We start from the raw sequence: 19,657 nt of genomic DNA on the forward strand, positions 1-19,657 counted from the left end.
TCAGCCGCCGGCGGCGGCCGCGTTCAGCCGGCGGATCAGCTTGCGGACCGCGGCCGCCGCCGGCCCGCTGCGCGCCGTCAGCTCGTCGATCCGGCGCTTGTGCCGCCGCCGGTCGGGCCCCGGCAGCACCGAGGCCAGCTCGCCGGCCGCCGCCAGCGCCACCGCCGCCGCGTCGTAGCTGTTCACGTGCGCGACCGGACGGCCGCGCAGCGCCGACGACGCGCCGCCCCACAGCGCCTTCACCACCCGCGGGTCCTTCACCGTGACCACCTGGCGCGGGAACAGGCCGAGCACCCGGCGCTCGCGCACCCGGATCCAGCCGTCCCGCGCCAGCTCGGCCCGGACCGTCCCGACGATGGCCTTGGCGTCCTTGCGCACCCAGTGCTGCCACGAGCGGGGCCGCGACGCCGCGACCTGCGCGAGGACGCCGTACGGGTCGTCGCCCGGCGTGCCCGGCGCGGGGCCGCGCCGCTCCTCGCCGAGCCGCCCGTCCAGGTACAGCTCGGTCAGCGCGGCGGCCCGCAGCACGTAGCCGAGCCGCGCGCCGCCCCTGGTCATCTTCTGCTTCCTCAGGTCGTACGCCAGCAGGTACATGCGCGCCGGCAGCGACTCCGGAACCTCGGTCATGGCTTGTCCTCGCCCGCCCCGCCCTCCGGCGGGTCTTGCTCGTCTTCCCCGTCCCCGGACCGCGCCCTGCGCGGGCGGCCGGGCCTTCGCATCCGTCCCGCCGACCCGGGCATCCGGCCCGCGTCGGCGAGCGCCTGCCGCAGCAGGAACTCGATCTGCGCGTTGGTGCTGCGCAGCTCGTCGCCCGCCCACCTGGCCAGCGCGTCGTGCACGGCCGGGTCGAGCCGCAGCAGGACCTTCTTCCGTTCCGCCACTGGTTCCGGCTACTGGTAGAGGGTGCCGGTGTTGACCACCGGCTGGGCGTCCCGGTCGGCGCACAGCACGACCAGCAGGTTGCTGACCATCGCCGCCTTGCGCTCCTCGTCCAGGTCGACCACGTTCTCCTCGTCCAGCCGCTCCAGTGCGAGCTGCACCATGCCGACCGCGCCCTCGACGATCCGCTGCCGCGCCGCGACGACCGCGCCCGCCTGCTGCCGGCGCAGCATCGCCTGCGCGATCTCCGGCGCGTACGCCAGCCGGGTGATCCGCGACTCGATGATCTCCACCCCGGCGGACGCGACGCGCAGCGCCAACTCGTCCGACAGCCGCGCGGTGATCTCGTCGGCGTTGTCGCGCAGGGACGTCCGGTCGGCGGCGTCGTAGGGGAAGCTGCCCGCGATGTGCCGGACGGCCGCCTCCGTCTGGAACGCGACGAACTCCACGAAGTCGTCGACCTCGAACACGGCCCGCGCGGTGTCGGCGACCTGCCACACCACGACGGCGGAGATCTCGATCGGGTTCCCGTCCAGGTCGTTGACCTTGGCGTGCCCGGTCTCGTGGTTGCGGATCCGGGTCGACACCCTGCGCCGCTCGGTCAGCGGGTTCACCCACCGCAGCCCGTCGGTGCGGACCGTCCCGGAGTAGCGGCCGAGCAGTTGCAGCACCCGTGCCTCGCCCGGCGCGACCGGCGTCAGACCGGCCGAGAGGACGAGCCCGGCCACCCCCAGCAGGCTGCCCGCCGTGACCCCGGCGGCGACGGCGGCGGCCCCGCCGGCCACCGCGCCGGCGGCGGCGGCCGCGGCGCCGACCGCGATCAGCAGCACGGCGACGCCCAGCATCAGCCATCCGCCGCGGTCCCGCGCCGGCCGCTCCGCGATCTTCGGCCGCGGCATCTCCACGTTGGCCCCCGCATCCACCATGTCGTCCTCCTCTTAGGTTAGCATCAACATAGCAAAGTGATATCACATTTACCAGCGGAGGAGGACGCGCCGGGCGCCCGCTCAGGGGGCGTGGACGAACTCGGGCTCCTCGGGCTCCTCGGCCTCCGCGATGACCTTCGGGACGTTCCGCAGCGTCACCAGCGCGAACACGGCCACCAGCGCGGCGAGGCAGGCGCTGCCCGCGAGGGCGGCGTGCATGCCGTCCACGAAGGCTCCGCGGGCGGCCGCGGCGACCTCCGCGCCCAGCGTTCCGGGCAGCTGCGCGGCGGCCTGGAGGGCGGCCCCCAGCGAGTCGCGCGCGGCGGCGCCCGCCGGGGCCGGCACGCCCGCCGGCAGGTCCAGGACGTTCCGGTACACGGCGGTCAGCACGCTGCCGAGGACCGCCATGCCGAGCGCGCCGCCCAGCTCCGTCGCCGTCTCGGCGATCGCGGACGCGGCCCCCGAGCGGTCCTTCGGGACGGACGCGAGCACGGTGTCGCCGGTGACCGTCATCGCCAGCCCCATGCCGAGCCCCCCGAGCAGCATCGACGGCAGCATCACCCAGTACGAGGTGTGCAGGCCGATGACCAGGTAGAGGGAGAAGCCGCCGGCGGCGACCACCATGCCGAGCGCGACGACGCGGGCGCGGCCGAGCACGCCGATCAGCGGCGGGGCGAGCGCGGCGCCGCCGATCATGGCGCCGGCCGCGCCGGGCAGCCCGGCGAGGCCCGCCTTCAGCGGCGACCAGCCGAGCGCGAGCTGGAAGAACAGCGAGAAGATCAGCGACTGGGCGACCAGCGCGAACATCGCGAACATGTTGGTGCAGACCGAGCCGGTGAACGCGGCGTGCCGGAACAGCCGGATGTCGATCAGCGGGTGCGCCACCCGGCCCTGCCGGACCAGGAACGCGGCCAGCGCCGCCAGGCCGAGCGCCAGCGACAGGTAGATCCGGGTCTCGTCCAGGCCGTGCGCCGCGGCCTCCTTGATCGCGTACACCACCCCGACGACGCCGGCGACCGACAGCGGGACGCTCGGCAGGTCGAGGCGGCCGGGGGCGGGGTTGCGCGACTCCGGCAGCACGAACGCGCCGGCGACGAGCGCCGCCGCCATGACCGGCACGTTGATCAGGAAGACCGAGCCCCACCAGAAGTGGTCCAGCAGCGCGCCGGACAGGACCGGGCCGAGCCCGACGGCGAGCCCCGCGATCCCCATGAACGCGCCGACCGCCGCCGTCCGCTCCTTCGGCTCGGTGAACGCCCGGCGGATCAGCGACAGGCACGACGGCATCAGCGTCGCCCCCGCGGCGCCGAGCAGCGCGCGGGCCGCGATCAGCAGCTCGGCGCTCGGCGCGTACGCGGTCACGGCGGACGCGGCGGCGAACACCGCCGTGCCGATCAGCAGCAGCCTCTTGTGCCCGATCCGGTCGCCGATCCCGCCCATGGTGACGAGCAGTCCGGCGAGCGCGAACCCGTAGGCGTCGGCGATCCAGAGGATCTGCGTGGCCGAGGGGTCCAGGTCCGCGCTCAGGTGCGGGATGGCCTGGTTCAGCGCGGTCAGGTCGATGTTCGGGACGAGCGCGACCAGCAGGCAGATCGCGAACGTGCTCCATTTGCGTCCGGTTTCGTTCATGCGGGAAGGCTCGCGCCCCGCGCTGACCGTTCCCGCACCGTCCGCTGACCGCCGCGGGCGGTCCCGTCAGCGCTCGGCCAGCAGCCCGCGCGCCCGGTCGCGGGGGAGCGCGGCGGCGGCGTCGAACTCCCGGCCGAAGGCGGCGTCGCCGATCAGGGCGCGCGCACCGGCGGACACCCGCTCGAAGTCGGCGATGCCGCCGGGCTGGATCCCGCGCAGCGCCCACCCCGCGCCGAGCAGCCGCGCCGCCCGCGCCCCGTCCCCGTCCGCCAGGGCCGCGGCGGCCAGCGCGACGGCCAGCGGCACCCGGTACATGAAGATGGGGTGGTCGAACGACTCGTCGAGCGCCCGGTGGAGCAGCTCCCTGGCGCGCCCGGTGTCGCCGTCGGCGATCGCGAGCCACCCCAGCCCGACCAGCGCCGAGCCCCGCACCGCGACCGCGATGAACCGCTCGGAGCCGTACCCGGTCAGCGCCGTCTCGTACATCCGCCGCGCCTCGGCGACGTCGCCGAGCGCCCGCGCCACGTCGCCGAGCCCCTGGTAGCCGCCGGCGATCTTGTCCGGGGTGCCGGCCCGGCGGGCCAGCTCGATGCCGCGCTCCAGGTCCGGCCGCGCCGCGTCCGGCGTCCCGGCGTTGATCAGGACCTGCGCGCGCTGGTAGAGCAGGTCGGCGGTGTCCTCCAGCGCGCCGAGCCGCCCCACCATGCCGAGCGCCTCCGCCAGCAGCGCCAGCGCGCGGTCGTGGTCCCCGCGCCAGCCGGCCACCTGGGCCAGGGTGTCGAGGCAGTTGGCGGCGCCCCAGCGGTCGCCGCAGGCCCGGAACCCCCGCAGCGCCTCCCCGCACGCCTCCTCCATCGCGGCGAGGTCCCCCGCGAACTGGGCGAGGAACCCCTCGCTCATCCGCAGCAGCGCCAGGCTCCACGGGTCGTCGCCGATCTGCCGGACGAACACCGCGGCGTCGGTGCGGGCCGGTCCCGCGGTGAGCGCCCACAGCACGATCGCGACCGGGTACCGCAGGGGGCGGTCGATCCGGTGCAGCAGCAGCTCGGCGCGGTCCAGCCACGCCGTCGCGCGCTCACCGGTGACGCCGCCCGCCACCGCGTTCATCACGCACAGGGCGTACTCCTCGCCGAACGCCTCCGGCGGGTCGCCGCCGAGCGCCTCCAGCAGGTCCGACGCCAGCGGCGCGCCCTCCAGGCGCCCGCGCAGCCACCAGTACCACGACAGCGCCGCGACCAGCCGCAGCGCCAGCGCCGGATCCCCGCGGACGCTCCACCGCAGCGCCGCGTGCAGGTTCCCGTGGTCGGCCGCGAGCACGTCGAGCCACTCCACCTGCTCCGGCGCCCGCAGGTGCGGGTCGGCCCGCCCGGCCAGCCCGGCGAAGTACTCCGCGTGCGCCCGCCCGTACCGCTCCCGCTCCCCGGCCTCCTCCAGCCGCTCCGCGCAGAACGCGCGGACGGTGTCGAGCATCCGGTACCGCGTCCCGTCGCTCTGCACGAGCGACTTGTCGGCCAGCTCGACGACCAGGTCCTCGTCGAGCCCGCACACGCCCGCGGCCGCGTCCAGCGTGAACCCGCCGGAGAACACCGTGAGGCGCCGCGCGAGGGTCTGCTCCGCCTCGTCCAGCAGATCCCAGCTCCACTCGACGACGGCCCGCAGCGTCTGGTGGCGCGGCGCGGCGGCCCGGCTGCCGCGCGACAGCAGCCGGAACCGGTCGTCCAGCCGCGCCGCGACCTCGCCGACCGGCAGCGCCCGCAGCCGCGCCGCGGCCAGCTCGATCGCCAGCGGCAGCCCGTCCAGCGCCCGGCAGATCCGCAGGACGGCCCCGGCGTTCCCGGCGTTCGCGCCGTCCACCGCGAAGCCGGGGCGGACCGCCTCGGCCCGGTCCAGGAACAGCCGCACCGCCGGATAGGCCGCGATCTCCACCGCGGGCGTGCCCTCGGGCGGCAGCTCCAGCGGCGGCAGCGGGCGCAGCGCCTCGCCCGTGATCGCCAGCGCCTCCCGGCTCGTCGCCAGCACCCGCAGCCGGGGGCACGCGCTCAGCAGCCGGTGCACCAGCTCCGCGATCGGCGCGACGACGTGCTCGCAGTTGTCCAGGACGAGCAGCATCCGCCGCCCGTCCAGCGCGGTGACCAGCCGCTCCACCGCGTCCGGCGACCGCTCCCCGGGCGCCGGGCGCATCCCGCCCTCGCGCAGCCCGAGCGCGCCGAGCAGCGCCTTCGGCGCCTCCGCCGCGACGACGGGCGCCAGGTCGACGAAGCAGACCTCGCCGTCCTCCCGTCCCGCCGCCTCGATCGCCAGCCGCGTCTTGCCCGCGCCGCCGGGCCCGAGCAGCGTGACGAGCCGCCCCGCCGCGAGCATCGTCCCGACGCGCCGCAGCTCCTCCTCCCGCCCGACGAAGCTCGTCAGCTGCGCGGGCAGGTTCGGCCGGACCTCCTCGGGCCCGGTCTCGCCGCGCAGGATGCCCAGATGCGCGTCGGCGAGCTCCTTCGACGGGTCGGCGCCCAGCTCGTCGGCCAGCAGCCGCCGCCCCTCCTCGAACACCGCGAGCGCCTCCGCCTGCCGCCCGCCGCCGTGCAGCGCCCGCATCAGCAGCGCCCGCGCCCGCTCCCGCAGCGGCTGCGCGTCCACCAGGTCGCGCAGGACGGCGACCACCGACTCGGGCTCGCCGGTCCGCAGCCGCGCCTCGCCGAGGCCCTCGACGGCCGCGGCCCGCTCCTCCGCCAGCCGCGCCGCCTGCGCCGCCGCGAACGGCGCGCCCACGCCGGCCAGCGCGTCCCCGCGCCACAGGCCGAGCGCCTCCTCCAGCAGCGCGGCCGCCGCCGCGTGCCGTCCGTCCGCCGCGGCCCGCCGCGCCTCCCCGGCGAGCCGCTCGAACCGGTGGACGTCGACGTCGTCGCGCTCGGCGTCGAGCCGGTACCCCGCGGGCAGGCCCTCGACCAGCGCCGCGCCGCCCAGCCCGCGCCGCAGCCGGGACACCTGCGACTGCAGCGCGTTCGCCGCGCCGCTCGGCGGGTCGTCGCCGTAGAGGCCGTCGATGAGCCGCTCGTTCGGGACGGTCCGCCCCGCGTCCAGCAGCAGCATCGCCAGCAGCGCCCGCACCGTGGGCCCGCCCACCGGCACGGCGTCTCCGCCGACCCGAACCTCGACCGCTCCCAGGATGCCGAACCGCATGCCCGGATTCTCCCGCACTACCGTGGTGCTCCCGACCCGGAGGAGCGCCATGACCGAGATCCAGACCGTCACCGACTTCCTCTCCGCCCTCGAAGACCTGGACGTCGACCGCGCCCTGACCTACGCCGCGCCCGGCATCGTCTACCAGAACGTCCCGCTCCCGCCCGCCCGCGGCCTGCCCGCCGTCGAGAAGACCCTGCGCGCGATGACCCGCTACGGGACCGGCTTCGAGGCGCGCGTCCACACCATCGCCGCCAACGGCCCCGCCGTCCTCACCGAACGCACCGACGTCCTGGAGTACAAGGCGTGGCGCGCCGAGTTCTGGGTCTGCGGCGCCTTCGAGGTCCACGACGACCGCATCACCCTCTGGCGCGACTACTTCGACTGGACGACCTTCCTGGCCGCGTCCGCCAAGGGCCTCGGCCGCGCCGCCCTCTCCGCCCTGTCGCCGCGCCCCGCGCCTTAACGCAAACTTGCCAGTATTTCCTGTCACGGTTGGTACAAGAATCGGCCGCCCGGTCTCCGCCACCATGCCGGACATGAGACGTGCATGGATGATCGGGGCGACCGCCGTCCTCGTCGCGGGACTCGCGGCGCCCGCCCAGGCCGCCGAGCGCCCCTGGCGGACGAGCGGCCCGCCGGGCGGCCTCTGGCCCGAGAGCGGCCTCACGGAGGTGACCGCGTCGGGCCCGCAGGACATCTGGGCCGCCGGATTCGAGGGGCACTCCTGCGTGGACTGGTCCTGGCCCGGCATGGGGGCGGGCTCGGTCTGCAGCTCCAACGCGGTCGTCCGCAAGTGGAACGGCTCGTCCTGGGAGAACCGCAACCCGCCCGGTGTCTGGAACCTGGAGATCCAGGACATCGACGCCTCCGCCCCCGGGAACGTCTGGGTCTCGGCCAGCAAGGCCGGACAGGCGTACCTGGCCCGCTGGGACGGCTCGGCCTGGACGCAGATAGCGCTGCCCGAATCGTGCAAGACCGCGACCTACCTGCAGCTGGAAGCCGTCGACGGCGGCGTCTGGGCGGTCAACGGGTGCCTGGCCAGATGGCGGAACGGCAGCTGGACCACCTACGACATGGACGCCTACCTCCACCGGGTCCACGCGGTGAGCGACACGGACGTGTGGGCCGACGGCAGCGGGCTCGGCCCCTTCGGCCCGGCCATAGCCCACTGGGACGGCGCCCAATGGTCGGACGGCGACGTCCCCGACGGCTACAACGCCCTCCTCACGGCCGGCCCCGGCGGCGTCCTGGTGAGCGGGCAGGGCAAGACCGAGCTGATGCTCCGCGGCGGCGGAGCCTGGCGGGCGATACCGGTGCCGCCGTCCGCCTACCTCGGCTACCGCTTCGGTGACGACGGCTCCCTCTGGACCGGGAGCGACCCCGCCCAGCCCGGCGCGCTCCTCTACCGGTTCGACGGCCAGGCGTGGCAGTCCAGCCCGATGCCCGCGCAGACCGGAACCGGCTCGCGCAACCGGGGCGGCTTCGACCTCGGCACCGTCCCCGGCACGAACGGCGGCATGGTGGCGGTCGGGACGGCGCAAGGCGGCGGCCCCCTCACCATGACGAACATGCCGTGACCGGCGCGGCGGGAGTACTGCGGGCGCGGTAGCGGGACGCTCGTCCGCGGGCAGGATCCGCTCGCGGCGGGACCCGGCTAGCGTGCGCGTATGAGCACAGCACTGCCCGGCGCGCGGGTCCGGGTCGGAGGGTGGGCGGTCGCGGCCGGAGTGGCGGCCGTGACGCTGGTCACCGCGCTGGCCGGGGACCGCCCCGGAACGGATCTCGACGCGCTCGGGTACGCGCTGGTGGTGGCGGGGGGCCTGGCGCTGGCGGCCGGCCGCCGGGCCCCGGTCGCCGTCCTGGCCGTCACGGGGCTGTGCGCGGTGGGGTACAAGGCGGTCGGCTTCGACGTGCCCGCCGTCGCCTACCTGGTCGCGGTGTACACCGCCGTGCGGTCGGGGCACCGGGGCGCCACCCTGGCGGTGAGCGCCGGCCTGCTGGCCGCCCTGCCGCTCGCGGCCCTGGCCTCCCCGGCGGACGGGTCCGCGGGGGAGGCGTTCGCGCAGGCGCGCGGCGTCCTCGAACTCGCCTGGCTGATCGCCGCCGGCGCCGCCGGCGAGGCGCTGCGGCAGGCCGAGCTGCGCGCGGACGAGGCCGAGCGCACCCGGGAGGAGGCCGCCCGTGCGCGCGCCGGCGAGGAGCGGCTGCACATCGCGCGGGAGCTGCACGACTCCCTCACCCACCAGATCTCGATCATCAAGGTGCAGGCCGGGGTCGCCGTCCACCTCGCCCGCAAGCGCGGCGAGGAGGTGCCGGAGGCGCTGCTGGCGATCCAGGAGGCCGGACGCGAGGCGAACCGGGAGCTGCGCGCCACCCTGGACACGCTGCGCGACGACGCCGGGACCCCCGCGCACGGGCTCGACCACGTCCAGGACCTGGTGGCGCGGGCCCGCGGGATCGGGCTGGAGACGACGCTGACGATCGAGGGGCAGCGGCACGACGTGCCGCCCGCGGTGGACCGGACCGCCTACCGGATCGTCCAGGAGTCGCTCACCAACACCGCGCGCCACGCGGCCGCCGCGACGGCGTCCATCCGGATCGACTACCGTCCCGGCACCCTCGCCGTGCGCGTCGACGACGACGGCAAGGCCGCCCCGGGCGCCGCGCCCGTGCCGGGGGTCGGGCTGCTCGGGATGCGCGAGCGCGTCACCGCCCTCGGCGGGCGGCTGCGCGCGGAGCCGCGCAGCGAGGGCGGCTTCAGCGTCCAGGCCGAGTTCCCGGTGGGCCGGCCGTCGTGATCCGCGTCCTGCTGTGCGACGACCAGCCGCTCCTCCGGCGGGGGTTCCGGGCCCTGCTGGACGCCGAGGACGACATCGAGGTGGTCGCCGAGGCCGCCGACGGCAAGGAGGGCCTGGCGCTCATCGCCGAGCACCTGCCCGACATCGCGCTCGTCGACATCCAGATGCCGGTCATGGACGGCATCGAGACGACCCGGCGCGTCGCCGCGGACCCGGCCCTCGCCGACGTGCACGTCGTCATCCTGACCAACTACGGCCTCGACGAGTACGTCTTCAACGCGCTGCGCGCGGGCGCCGCCGGGTTCCTGGTCAAGGACATCGAGCCGGAGGACCTCCTGCACTCCGTGCGCGTCGCCGCGCGCGGCGACGCGCTGCTCGCGCCGTCCATCACCAGGATGCTGATCAGCCGGTACGTCGCGCAGCCGCTCGACCCGGGCGGGGGCGAGGGCCTGGCGGAGCTGACCAACCGCGAGCGGGAGGCCGTCGCCCTGGCGGCGCAGGGGCTGTCCAACGACCAGATCGCCGGACGCATGGTGATCAGCCCGCTGACCGCGAAGACCCACCTCAACCGGGCCATGATGAAGCTGCGGGCGCGCGACCGCGCCCAGCTCGTCGTCCTGGCCTACGAGTCCGGCCTGGTGGCGCCGCGGAACCGCTGACCGGGGCCGCTTCCAGCGGGCCGGGCGTTCTAGACTGCGCCGGTGACCAGCGAGGTTCTCCATCTCACCGTTCTGGGTTCCGCGACGCCGTACCCGCGCGCGGACGACCCTTGCTCCGGCTACCTGGTGTCCGGCGCGGGCACGCGGGTGTGGGTGGACGCGGGCACCGGGACGCTGGCCGAGCTGCAACGACACGTCCGCCTGGACGAGCTGGACGCGATCTGGATCTCGCACCTGCACGCCGACCACAGCGCCGACCTCCTCACCGCCTTCTACGCCGTGCTCTACGCCGACGTCCGGCTCGCGGCGCCGATCCCGCTGTACGGCCCGCCGGGCATCGCCGGCCGGCTGGCGCACTTCCTCACCAACACCGCCACGCGCAGCCCGATCGAATCCGCCTTCGCCGTCGAGGAGCTGCACGACGGCCATCGGGCGCGGGCCGGCGCACTCACCCTGACCAGCCGGGCGGTGTCGCACGGCATGCCGGCCTTCGCCCTGCGCGCCGAGGCCGGAGGCCGGTCGCTCGTCTACTCCGGGGACACCGCGCCCTGCCCCGCCCTGACGGATCTGTCCGAGGGATGCGACGTGCTCCTCTGCGAAGCCGACAGCGCCCGGCCCCCGGAGGCGGGCGAGCAGGTCCACCACACACCGGAGGACGCCGGGGACACCGCCCGCGCGGCCGGGGCGGGACGGCTGATCGTCACGCACGTCGGCCCCTTCCTCACCCCCGGGCAGGCGGTGGCCCGCGCCGCGACGCGCTTCGACGGCCCCATCGACCACGCCGCACCCGGCGCCGCCTTCCCCGTCGTGAGCCGCGCGGCCGCCGGCACGTCCGCCCAGGCGAACGCCTGAACCGGTGGATCTCGGGTGCGGTGCATCAGCCGTCGACTCCGCGCTGATCCGGGGGAAGTGGATCGGCTGATCCGGCTGTGAACGTAATCAACCTATAAGTCAAGATGCACAGCAGTGAGCGCGGCGATGCCGGGCCGGTGGGACGTGAATCAGATCAACCGGCGGGACAGGCGCTAGGGTGAGGCCGTCGTGCACGTCGGCTGATGGGAGCGCTGGTGCCAAGCGATGCGACGGTGACCGCGGCGGACATCGCCCGGCTGGCCGCGGTGGGCCGCGCGGCCGTGAGCAACTGGCGCCGCCGCCACGACGACTTCCCCCAGCCCGTCGGCGGGACGGCGGTCAGCCCGACCTTCTCCCTCGCCGAGGTGGAGGACTGGCTCCGCGGCCAGGGAAAACTGGCCGACTCGCCCGTCCGCGAACGTGTCTGGCAGACGCTGCGCGCGGCGGCGTCCGAGGGCGTGGACCTCGCCGACGTCCTCACCTTCGCCGGCGCCTTCCTCCTGCGCCTGCGCGACGACCCCGGCCACGGGGAGGCGCTGTCGGGCGCCTCCGACGACGAGGTCGCGCGCGCGCTGCCCGAGGCCGTCCGCGCCTTGCCCGGGGGAGTGGAGGCGGGCCCCGGCCCGACGCCGCCGTCCGCCGTGCCCCTCGCCCGCGCGCTCTCCCAGCTCGTCGACGAATTCGGCGTCGCGGAGACGTTCGAGTTCCTCCGCACCCGCTACCTGGAGCACCACAGCCGGCGCGTGTACCTCACGCCGGAACCGGTCGTCCGGCTGATGCTCGAACTCGGCGGCCCCGCGCGCACCGTCCTCGACCCCGCCTGCGGCACGGGCACGTACCTGAAGACCGCCGCCGAGCTGTTCAAGGACGTCGACCACCTGCTGGGCCAGGAGATCGACGACACGACCGCGCGGATGTCCGCGATACAGCTCGCGCTGCGCGGCGCCCCGGCCGAGGTGCGCCCCGGGGACTCCCTGCTCGCCGACGCCTTCCCCGGACGGACGGTCGACCTGGTCGTCTCCAACCCGCCCTTCAACGATCGCGGCTGGGGCTACGAGCAGCTCACCGGCGACCCGCGCTGGGAGTACGGGCTCCCACCGCGCATGGAATCGGAACTCGCGTGGCTCCAGCACGGTCTCGCCCATGTCGAGCCAGGCGGGCATGTCGTCCTGCTCATGCCCCCGGCCGTCGCGAACCGCCGTTCCGGCCGTCGCGTCCGTTCTGAGCTGCTCCGCCGCGGGACGCTCCGCGCCGTCATCGGCCTGCCGCCCGGTGCGGTGCCCAACATGGCGGTCGCCTTGGCGGTGTGGGTGCTGCGCCGTCCGTCCCCTGGCGACACCCCCGCGGACGACGTCCTGATGGTCGACACCTCGGCTGACCCGGAGAACTTCCACAAGACCGCGCTCGGCGCCTGGCGCCGCTATGCGAAGGGCAAGCCCGGCGGAACCGACTCCAGTGTCGTCGTGCGCATCATCGACCTGCTGGACGACGAGGTCGACCTGACCCCTGCGCGCTACCTTCCGCAGCGGAGCACGCCCACGGCGGAGGGCTCGTTCGTCGCCGCCCGTGAGTTCCTGGAGAAGAAGGCCGCAGAGCTACCGGAGGCGGTCGCCGAACTGTCAGCCCTGACGCAGGCCCGCGCGCGCGCCGACGTCCCCATGACGACGATCGGCGAACTGGCCAAGGCGGGTGTGCTGCAAGTGCTCCGTCCCCCCGCGAAAGTGCGGATGGGCGAAGGCGGCGTGCGCGTCCTCACCCTGGAGGACGTCGCGCTGGGCCGCGACCCCTCGGGAACGGCCGCACCGGACCCTGAGCACGTCGAGGTGGTCCCCGGCGACGTCGTCGTGTCGCTCGCCGCGCGCCATCCCCTGGCCCGCGTGATCACCGAGGAGGGCCCGGTGCTCGGCCCCGGCCTGGCCCTGGTGCGCGCCGAACCCGGCCGGACCGACCCCGACTTCATCGCCGGCTGGCTGCTCCTCGGCGCGCAGGGGGCGGCGCTCCGCAGCTCTACCTCGTCCGCCCGGTTCGACGTCCGCCGCGCCCGCCTGCCCCGCCTCGCCCCCGCCGAGCAGGCCGAGCTCGGCGCGGCGTTCCGCAAGCTCACCGGCCTGGAGGCCGCCCTCCGGGACACCTACCGCCTCGGCGCCGACGTCCTGCGCCTCGGCCTCGAAGGGCTCGGCGCGGGCACGCTGCGCCCGTCCGGCTGACGCCGGGCCCAGGTCCGGCCGAACGCGGGGGCCCCGCCGCTCCGGCGGCCGCCGGTACGCTGCCTGGACGGGCCAGTGGAGGTGGGCGGTGCGGCGGGGCGATCTCCTCGGCGAACGCGAGCGGTACGAACTCGATCAGGCGATCGGGCGCGGCGGGATGGGCGAGGTGTGGCGCGCCTACGACCGCTTCCTCGACCGGCGCCTCGCCGTGAAGTTCACCCGCGTGTCGGACGAGTCGCTCGTCGGGCGGTTCGAGCAGGAGGCCCGCAGCACGGCCTGGTTCGAGCATCCCGGCGTCCCGACGGTCTACGACTTCGGCGGCCACGACGGCAGCTTCTACCTGGTGATGCAGTACGTCGAGGGCACCACCGTGGACCACGTCCTGGACGCGGAGGAGAGGCTGTCCGTCTCGTGGGCCTCGCTCATCGCCGCCCAGGTATGCGCGGTGCTGAACGTCGCGCACCGCCGTCCGCTCGTCCACCGCGACCTCAAGCCCAGCAACCTGATGCTGTGCCCGGACGGGTCGGTCAAGGTCCTGGATTTCGGTGCAGCGGTGGGGCTCGGCCCAGGCGACGTGCGCCGGACCACGACCGGCCTTGGCGCGCCCTACACGCCGGGCTACACGGCCATGGAGCAGGTGTACGGCAGCCCGAGCCCGCAGAGCGACCTGTACTCGCTCGGCTGCGTCCTCTACGAGATGCTCACCGGCCGCCAGGTCTTCCTCGGCACGACGCCCTACGAGGTGCTGCGCCGCCATGAGGACGACCAGCCGACCCCACCACGCGCCCTCCGCCCGGACGTTCCGCCCGCGCTCGACACTCTCGTCCTGCAACTCCTGGCGAAGCAACCCGCCGACCGGCCCGCGGACGCCGACGGCGTCTACCACCGGCTTCTGCAATTCGTGTCGTCCCTGGAGCCCCTCCCAGGAATCGTCAACGCGATCGTCCCGCAGCACCTGTACTCGATGGCCGTCAGCCGGATCCGGCTGACCGGAGCCGCGCCTGCGGCCCGTCCCGAAGAACCGGTGGAACTGCCCACGTTCGGCGAGGTCGTCCAAGCGCGCGCGGAAGCGGGCTCGCTGGCCGAAGCGGGCCGCTACACGCAAGCGGCCGAAATCCTTTCCGGCCTGACCGAACCCGCGCGCCTGGCCCTGGGCGACGACGACCCCGAGTACATGGGGTTGCGCCTAGACCTGGCCGACGTCCTCTACCAGGGCGGGGACTACCGCCGGGCCGTCCACGCCTACCGCGCCGCCGCCGTGGCCCTGGCCGAGTTCTACGGCCCGGACGACCCGCACGTCCTGACCTGCCGCGAGCAGGAGGCCGTCAGCCAAGCCCACCTCGGCGCCACCGGCACGGCCCTCACCCACCTGCAAGAACTCCTGGACGACCTCTCGCCCGGCAGCCCTTACGACGCCCTCACCCTGCGCGTCCGCGAACGCATAGCCCGCCTCAAGCTGGCCGCAGGCCAGACGGACCAGGCGCGCAAGGAACTCAACGAACTCCTGGACGACCTGACCGGCCTGTACGGCGGCGACCATCCCCAGGTATCCGACCTGGAGGCCCTTCTCCACGACCTCAACCAGGCAGGAACGGGCTAGGCGCCCCCGCATACGACACGTACAGATGGTCACGTGCCCGAGTCGAGGCGACGAACAGCAGGCACCGCTCCTTCTGGACGTCCTGGGCGTGCGCCTTGGGGTCCTCGTCCTCCGGCGTGATGGCCTTCGCAGCCGGCAGCGACTTCTCGTCCGCCCCGATGACGGCGATGCACCGGAACTCCAGGCCCTTCATCCGGTGCATGGTCCCGACCTGGACGCCCGGCGACTTGCCGGGCACCTGGTACGCCGCGACGCCCTCGGCCTTCAGCCGCTTGGCGGCCTTGCGCGCGACCCACCCGTACCGCGCCGCGACACCGATCGCGCTCGGCTCCACCCCGTCGTCGAGCCAGCCGCGGATCTGCGCGACCAGCCCGTTCATCTCCGCGTCCGGATCCGGATACGCCTTGACGGCGGGCCGCCGCCCGTGAATGGGCGACCGGTAGCCGTCCAGGGTGTCGGCGGAATCATCGAGGCCCTGCGCCGGTGAGAGCCCCAGCAGCGGGACCGACCACGCCAGGATCTCCTGCGTCGTCCGGTAGTTGATTCTCAGCTTGGTGCTGCGGCCCCGCACACTGATGCCGAGACTCGTCAGCGAGACATGGCTGTCGTAGATCCGCTGATGCGGGTCCCCGACGACGAACAGGTCGTCCGGCCGTTCCGCCGCCAGCCGCCGCAGCAGCCGCCACTGCGCCGGGTGGATGTCCTGGGCCTCGTCCACGATCACATGGTCGTACTCGGGGCCCGCCACCAGATCCGCCGCCTCATTGGCGAGCTGCGGGAACGTCGACCTCCCCGCGGCGGCCAGCCCGTCCACCACATGCCGGACGGCCCGCCACACCACCGACCGCTGCGCCTTCCCCAGCGGGACCCCGCGCCCGGTCCGCGTGCACGCGAGATACGCCTCCTCGCTCTCGATCTCCTGAGCGAGGATGATCTGCTCCCATTCCCGGCCCAGGAAGGACGGCGAGAACGGCGTCCCGTCCGCCGCCTCCTCCCACAGCGGTTCGAGCACGTCCGCCCCGGCGATGCCGGGCTTGTGGTGCCGGCCCACGATCCCGTAGGAGACGGAGTCCACGTTCTTCACGTGGATCCGCTCCCGCACCTCCGGATCGTCCACGAGCAGTTCGAGCTGCTTCTCCAGCGCCTCCGCCAGATTCCGCGTGAACGTCGTCAGCAGAACCCGCCCGCCCCTGCCCGCGAGGAACTTCGCCCGATGCAGCGCCGTCACGGTCTTCCCCGTCCCCGCGCCCCCGGTCACCTGCGCGGGCCCGCTGTAGGAGGCGCGGAGCGCCACCCGGCTCTGCGCCGGATGCAGGAAGATGCGCCACGTGTCGAAGGGATGGGCGAGAACGTCCCGCAGTTCCTCGGGCCCGTTGACGAAGGCGACCTTCCCCGGCGTCCGGCGCATGGCGGTCACCAGGTCGTCGGGATCGACCGCCGCCGGCTTCTCCTCGACCGGCAGGCATTGCGCGACCTCGTCCCACGCCTGCTGCGCGTTCATGCCCTGAGCGAGCGCCAGGAGCGCGATGTACTGCGGTTCCGGCAGCAGTTTCTCCATCGCCTGGAGATGCGACTCCTCCGTCAGCAGTTTGACGAGCGGAATGAGCTCACGGTCGACACCGAGCCGCATCAGGTCCTTGTCGAAGACATGGCCCAGCAGCCGGAAATTGGTGCCCTCCGCGACTTTCTCCAGTGCCGGGGACATCTCCTCAAGCGCGACCTGGTCCCGCACCTCCAGCACGCCGATCGCCTGGTTGACCGAGAACTTCCTGCTCCGCGCCCACCCGATCGCGTCGTCGTGCGCCATCACGGCGAGCAGGCAGTACACGTCGCCCTTCTCGGGCGCCAGCACCACCCCGCGCCAGAACTGGTCGATCCGGATCGTCCGGATCCGCGGATCCTTGGCGTTGCCCAGCTTCTCCAGGTGCAATCCTGCGTGCGTGTGCTCGGCGAACTTCGCGATCGCCGCCTCCACGCCCTTGCGGACCTTCGGCTCCAACTTGGCGTACTGCGGCATGAACGAATCCGCAATCGCAAGCTGAGCCACCCCGCACCGCCCTTTCACCGTCCTGACACCGAGTCAGGTCCGGACATCCTAGGAGGTCCCGCCCTCTCAGATGATTGAACCCGGTACGACCCCTCGTCCGCCTCCGGACAATCCCGGAATCATCTCGGCGGCCCGGCGCCCGCGGCGACCTCGAAACGGCCGAAGAGCACCGCTTCTCGTGGCTTGCTACTTTCGGAGCATGGCGCACCGTCACGCCGCGGGCCGCCCGTGAGGCGCCCCGCGCGGGACGGGGCCGCGGGGACGGGGCTGCGCCCGTGGCGGTTCGTGGCCGCGTTCGGCGCCGTCGGCATGCTGATGGACGCCGTCTACGAGGGCGCCCGTTCGATCACCGGCCCCCTGCTGGCCGGCGTGCCGGTCCTGTACGCGGCCGCCATGGGCGCCGACGCCGTCGCCGCGCTCGCCACCGGCTGGGCCTACGACCACGTCGGCCCGCGCCCTGACCGCGCTGCCGCTGCTGTCGGCCGCCGTTCCGGTGCTGGCCTTCACCGACAGGCTCGCCCTGGTCGTCGCCGGCGCGCTGCTGTGGGGCGCCGCGCTGGGCGTCCAGGAATCGACCCTCCGCGCCACCGTCGCCGACCTCGTCCCGCCCACCCGGCGCGCCACCGCCTACGGGCTGTTCGCCGCCGTCATGGGCGCCGCCACCCTGGCGGGCGGGACCCTCGCCGGCGTCCTGTACGCCCGCTCCGTCCCCGCCCTGATCATCTTCACGGTCGCCGTCCAGGCTGCGGCCCTCCTCCTGCTGGCCGCCACCCGTCCGGGACGCTGAAGACCCGCGCCTCGTGCGCGGCTCTGAAGACCCGCGCCTCGTGCGCGGCTCGCGTCAGTGCGGGATCAGCGGCAGTTCGGGCGCGGCCGTCTCCAGCGGCACCAGCGGGGACCGCACCAGCCCGAGCTGGACGATCTGGCGGGACAGCAGCGCGTTCAGTGCCCAGTCGGCCGCGACGCGCGTCCGGTTCCCGGGCATCGCCAGCAGGTGGTAGCCGCGGGTGACCGCCTTGGCGGCCGGCCCCGACATCGGCACCCGCAGCGGGTTCGCCGCCGCCTGCGCCCCGCCCAGGTCGACCACGAACCCCAGGTCACGGTGCCGGTAGGGGGACAGCGACCCCGTGCCGTAGGACGCGGCGACGTTGCGCGCGGCCAGCCTGCCCTGCCGGACGGCCTGCTGCGCGGTCATCGGCGTCACCTCGCCGGGGCGGTTCGGATCCGGCACCGCGGCGGCGTCCCCGCAGGCGAAGACCTCGGGGTGGCCCGGCACGTTGAGATACTCGTCCACGACCAGCCGTCCCTTCCGCGTCTCCAGGCCCAGCGCCTCCACCAGCGGATCGGGACGGACGCCCACGCACCAGATGAGCGACCTGGTCGGCACGTGGCGTCCACCGGTCAGCCGCACCCCGCCCCGCTCCGCCTCCTCGACCGACGTCCCGGTGCGGACGTCGACCCCGCGCCGCCGCAGCACCCGCTCGGCCGTGCGCGACATCCGCTCGTCGAGTTCGGGCAGCACCCGGGGCGCCACGTCCAGCAGCATCCAGCGCGGCTCCTCGCGCAGCCGCGGCAGCCGCCGCCGGAGCGCCTCGGTGAGCAGGGCGCCGTGCGCGGTCACCTCCACGCCGGTGTAGCCCGCCCCGACCACCACGAAGGTGCAGCGCGCCGCCCGCTCGGCCGGATCGTCGGCGGCGTCCGCGAGCTCCATCTGCCGAATGACATGGTCACGCAGGTACAAAGCCTCAGGAATGCCCCGGAACCCGTGCGCATGCTCCGCCACGCCCGGAATCGGCAGCAGCTTGCTGACACTGCCCGCGGCCAGGACGAGCCGGTCATAGGCGATGTCCCCGCGCCCGTTCTCCGGATCGGTGTAACGCACCGTCCGGGCGCCCAGGTCGACGGCGTCCGCCTCGCCGAGGACCAGCCGCGCACCGGGAAGCGCGGCGGTCAGCGGCACCGCCACCCGGCGCGGGTCCAGCAGCCCGCCGGCCACCTCCGGCAGCAGCGGCACGTACAGGAAATAGTCGGTCGGGTTGATCACCACCAGCTCCGCGCGCCCCCGCGCGAGCCGCGACAGCGTGCGAGCGGCGTGGAACCCGGCGAACCCGGCCCCGACGATCACGATCCTTGGACGCCTCACCCGTCCCCCCTCTCGGACGGTTCCAGGGAGTACCCCTGGCCCGACCCCGGAAACGACGAGCGCCCAGCTGAGTTCCGCCCCGCCCACCAGCCAAGACAGCGCACCGCCACGCAATGGTCATCGCCGAGACGCCCCTGTCCGTGGACCGCTGCGCGGCCGACCCGTCCGAGGGGATGGGACGGCCTGCTGGAGCTCCAGACAGCGAGCGACGGGCCGCCGCTACGCGCCGTCGAGCCGATTACCTTGCCGGCGGTGTTTCGGCGGAAGGTGCACATAGCGGCACCTTCCGCCTCGGCCGGGCAGGCCCCTCAGTAGCAATTGGGGAGGCCGGGAATGCGCTCGTTCTGACCGCCCGCGGTGAACAGCGTGGCAGAGACCCACACCTTCTTGTTGCCGCTGTCATCGTCGGTCTGGGCCCACCATGTATTGGTGTTGCCGTACTTGTCCGTGTGGCGGATGCCCCAGTTGTTCTGGCAGTAGAAGTAGTTCTGGCCCGCGAACAGCTTGCCGCCGGTCTTCAACCAGTGAGGGTGGCCGTTCCCGACCCAGTGGTAGCTGTCCCCGGTGATCCAGGTGTTGTAGTAGTACTTCGAGGCGGCCGCGGGAGCCGCGGCGTCGGCGAACGCGCTCCCGGCCGGCGACAGAACCGCCCCGGCGATTCCAGCGGCGACAGCGGCCCGAACGGCCGCCCTGCGGATGGTCATGGTGCCTCCGATATGCATCGAGTGCTTACCGAAAAG

16 protein-coding genes are annotated in these 19,657 nt (G+C 74.3%); 8 read left to right on the forward strand and 8 right to left on the reverse strand.

Annotation, left to right across the window (positions count from 1 at the left end):
- From ACA511_RS23960 to ACA511_RS23980, 5 genes are all read right to left on the reverse strand, one after another.
- Window positions 1–627, reverse strand: coding sequence for a GPP34 family phosphoprotein (locus tag ACA511_RS23960; protein ID WP_375026814.1), 627 nt, complete (start codon window positions 625–627; stop codon window positions 1–3).
- Window positions 624–881, reverse strand: a complete 258-nt coding sequence (locus ACA511_RS23965; protein WP_375026815.1) for a hypothetical protein — start codon at window positions 879–881, stop codon at window positions 624–626. Before ACA511_RS23965 ends, ACA511_RS23960 begins: the two co-directional genes overlap by 4 nt.
- Before the next feature lie 9 nt (window positions 882–890).
- Window positions 891–1,805 (reverse strand): SPFH domain-containing protein, encoded by a 915-nt coding sequence (locus ACA511_RS23970; RefSeq protein ID WP_375026816.1) that lies wholly within the window; start codon window positions 1,803–1,805, stop codon window positions 891–893.
- A gap of 81 nt (window positions 1,806–1,886) precedes the next feature.
- Window positions 1,887–3,434, reverse strand: a complete 1,548-nt coding sequence (locus ACA511_RS23975) for an MFS transporter (RefSeq protein ID WP_375026817.1) — start codon at window positions 3,432–3,434, stop codon at window positions 1,887–1,889.
- A gap of 66 nt (window positions 3,435–3,500) precedes the next feature.
- Window positions 3,501–6,608 (reverse strand): BTAD domain-containing putative transcriptional regulator, encoded by a 3,108-nt coding sequence (locus ACA511_RS23980; RefSeq protein WP_375026818.1) that lies wholly within the window; start codon window positions 6,606–6,608, stop codon window positions 3,501–3,503.
- A 49-nt stretch (window positions 6,609–6,657) separates the two neighbouring features.
- Here ACA511_RS23980 and ACA511_RS23985 point away from each other — a divergent pair, with 49 nt between their 5' ends.
- The 7 genes from ACA511_RS23985 (at window position 6,658) to ACA511_RS24015 (ending at window position 14,727) form a co-directional block, all read left to right on the forward strand.
- Window positions 6,658–7,074 (forward strand): limonene-1,2-epoxide hydrolase family protein, encoded by a 417-nt coding sequence (locus tag ACA511_RS23985; protein WP_375026819.1) that lies wholly within the window; start codon window positions 6,658–6,660, stop codon window positions 7,072–7,074.
- A gap of 73 nt (window positions 7,075–7,147) precedes the next feature.
- Window positions 7,148–8,188 carry a hypothetical protein gene (locus ACA511_RS23990; protein WP_375026820.1) on the forward strand — a complete coding sequence of 347 codons (1,041 nt, stop codon included), beginning with the start codon at window positions 7,148–7,150 and terminating at the stop codon, window positions 8,186–8,188.
- 90 nt (window positions 8,189–8,278) lie between these two features.
- Window positions 8,279–9,409 (forward strand): sensor histidine kinase, encoded by a 1,131-nt coding sequence (locus ACA511_RS23995; protein ID WP_375026821.1) that lies wholly within the window; start codon window positions 8,279–8,281, stop codon window positions 9,407–9,409.
- Entirely contained in the window at window positions 9,406–10,068 is a 663-nt protein-coding gene (locus tag ACA511_RS24000) for a response regulator (protein ID WP_375026822.1), read from the forward strand. The genes ACA511_RS23995 and ACA511_RS24000 overlap by 4 nt, the downstream gene beginning before the upstream one ends.
- Before the next feature lie 42 nt (window positions 10,069–10,110).
- Entirely contained in the window at window positions 10,111–10,920 is an 810-nt protein-coding gene (locus ACA511_RS24005) for an MBL fold metallo-hydrolase (protein ID WP_375026823.1), read from the forward strand.
- 215 nt (window positions 10,921–11,135) lie between these two features.
- Complete coding sequence (locus tag ACA511_RS24010; RefSeq protein WP_375026824.1) at window positions 11,136–13,127, forward strand: N-6 DNA methylase; 1,992 nt, start codon at window positions 11,136–11,138, stop codon at window positions 13,125–13,127.
- Between the two features lie 88 nt (window positions 13,128–13,215).
- Window positions 13,216–14,727, forward strand: coding sequence for a protein kinase (locus ACA511_RS24015; protein ID WP_375026825.1), 1,512 nt, complete (start codon window positions 13,216–13,218; stop codon window positions 14,725–14,727).
- On the opposite strand, the gene ACA511_RS24020 is transcribed toward ACA511_RS24015, so the two are convergent.
- Window positions 14,705–16,774, reverse strand: a complete 2,070-nt coding sequence (locus tag ACA511_RS24020; RefSeq protein WP_375026826.1) for a UvrD-helicase domain-containing protein — start codon at window positions 16,772–16,774, stop codon at window positions 14,705–14,707. The genes ACA511_RS24015 and ACA511_RS24020 overlap by 23 nt on opposite strands.
- 493 nt (window positions 16,775–17,267) lie before the next feature.
- On the opposite strand from ACA511_RS24020, the gene ACA511_RS24025 reads away from it, so the two are divergent.
- Complete coding sequence (locus ACA511_RS24025) at window positions 17,268–17,561, forward strand: hypothetical protein (RefSeq protein ID WP_375026827.1); 294 nt, start codon at window positions 17,268–17,270, stop codon at window positions 17,559–17,561.
- Between the two features lie 54 nt (window positions 17,562–17,615).
- On the opposite strand, the gene ACA511_RS24030 is transcribed toward ACA511_RS24025, so the two are convergent.
- On the reverse strand, window positions 17,616–18,917 hold the full coding sequence (locus tag ACA511_RS24030; RefSeq protein ID WP_375026828.1) for an NAD(P)/FAD-dependent oxidoreductase: 1,302 nt from the start codon (window positions 18,915–18,917) through the stop codon (window positions 17,616–17,618).
- Window positions 18,918–19,225: 308 nt separating this feature from the next.
- On the reverse strand, window positions 19,226–19,621 hold the full coding sequence (locus ACA511_RS24035; protein ID WP_375026829.1) for a hypothetical protein: 396 nt from the start codon (window positions 19,619–19,621) through the stop codon (window positions 19,226–19,228).
- Between the last annotated feature and the right edge of the window lie 36 nt (window positions 19,622–19,657).

Origin of the sequence: Actinomadura sp. GTD37 (assembly GCF_041951365.1) — a bacterium.
In the GTDB taxonomy this organism is placed as follows: domain Bacteria; phylum Actinomycetota; class Actinomycetes; order Streptosporangiales; family Streptosporangiaceae; genus Spirillospora.

Coding starts and splice junctions, on each gene's coding strand:
- ACA511_RS24035 (WP_375026829.1), bottom strand. CDS start 19,621: ATGACCATCCGCAGGGCGGCCGTTCGGGCCGCTGTCGCCGCTGGAATC.
- ACA511_RS23980 (WP_375026818.1), bottom strand. CDS start 6,608: ATGCGGTTCGGCATCCTGGGAGCGGTCGAGGTTCGGGTCGGCGGAGAC.
- ACA511_RS23990 (WP_375026820.1), top strand. CDS start 7,148: ATGAGACGTGCATGGATGATCGGGGCGACCGCCGTCCTCGTCGCGGGA.
- ACA511_RS23960 (WP_375026814.1), bottom strand. CDS start 627: ATGACCGAGGTTCCGGAGTCGCTGCCGGCGCGCATGTACCTGCTGGCG.
- ACA511_RS23975 (WP_375026817.1), bottom strand. CDS start 3,434: ATGAACGAAACCGGACGCAAATGGAGCACGTTCGCGATCTGCCTGCTG.
- ACA511_RS23970 (WP_375026816.1), bottom strand. CDS start 1,805: ATGGTGGATGCGGGGGCCAACGTGGAGATGCCGCGGCCGAAGATCGCG.
- ACA511_RS23985 (WP_375026819.1), top strand. CDS start 6,658: ATGACCGAGATCCAGACCGTCACCGACTTCCTCTCCGCCCTCGAAGAC.
- ACA511_RS23995 (WP_375026821.1), top strand. CDS start 8,279: ATGAGCACAGCACTGCCCGGCGCGCGGGTCCGGGTCGGAGGGTGGGCG.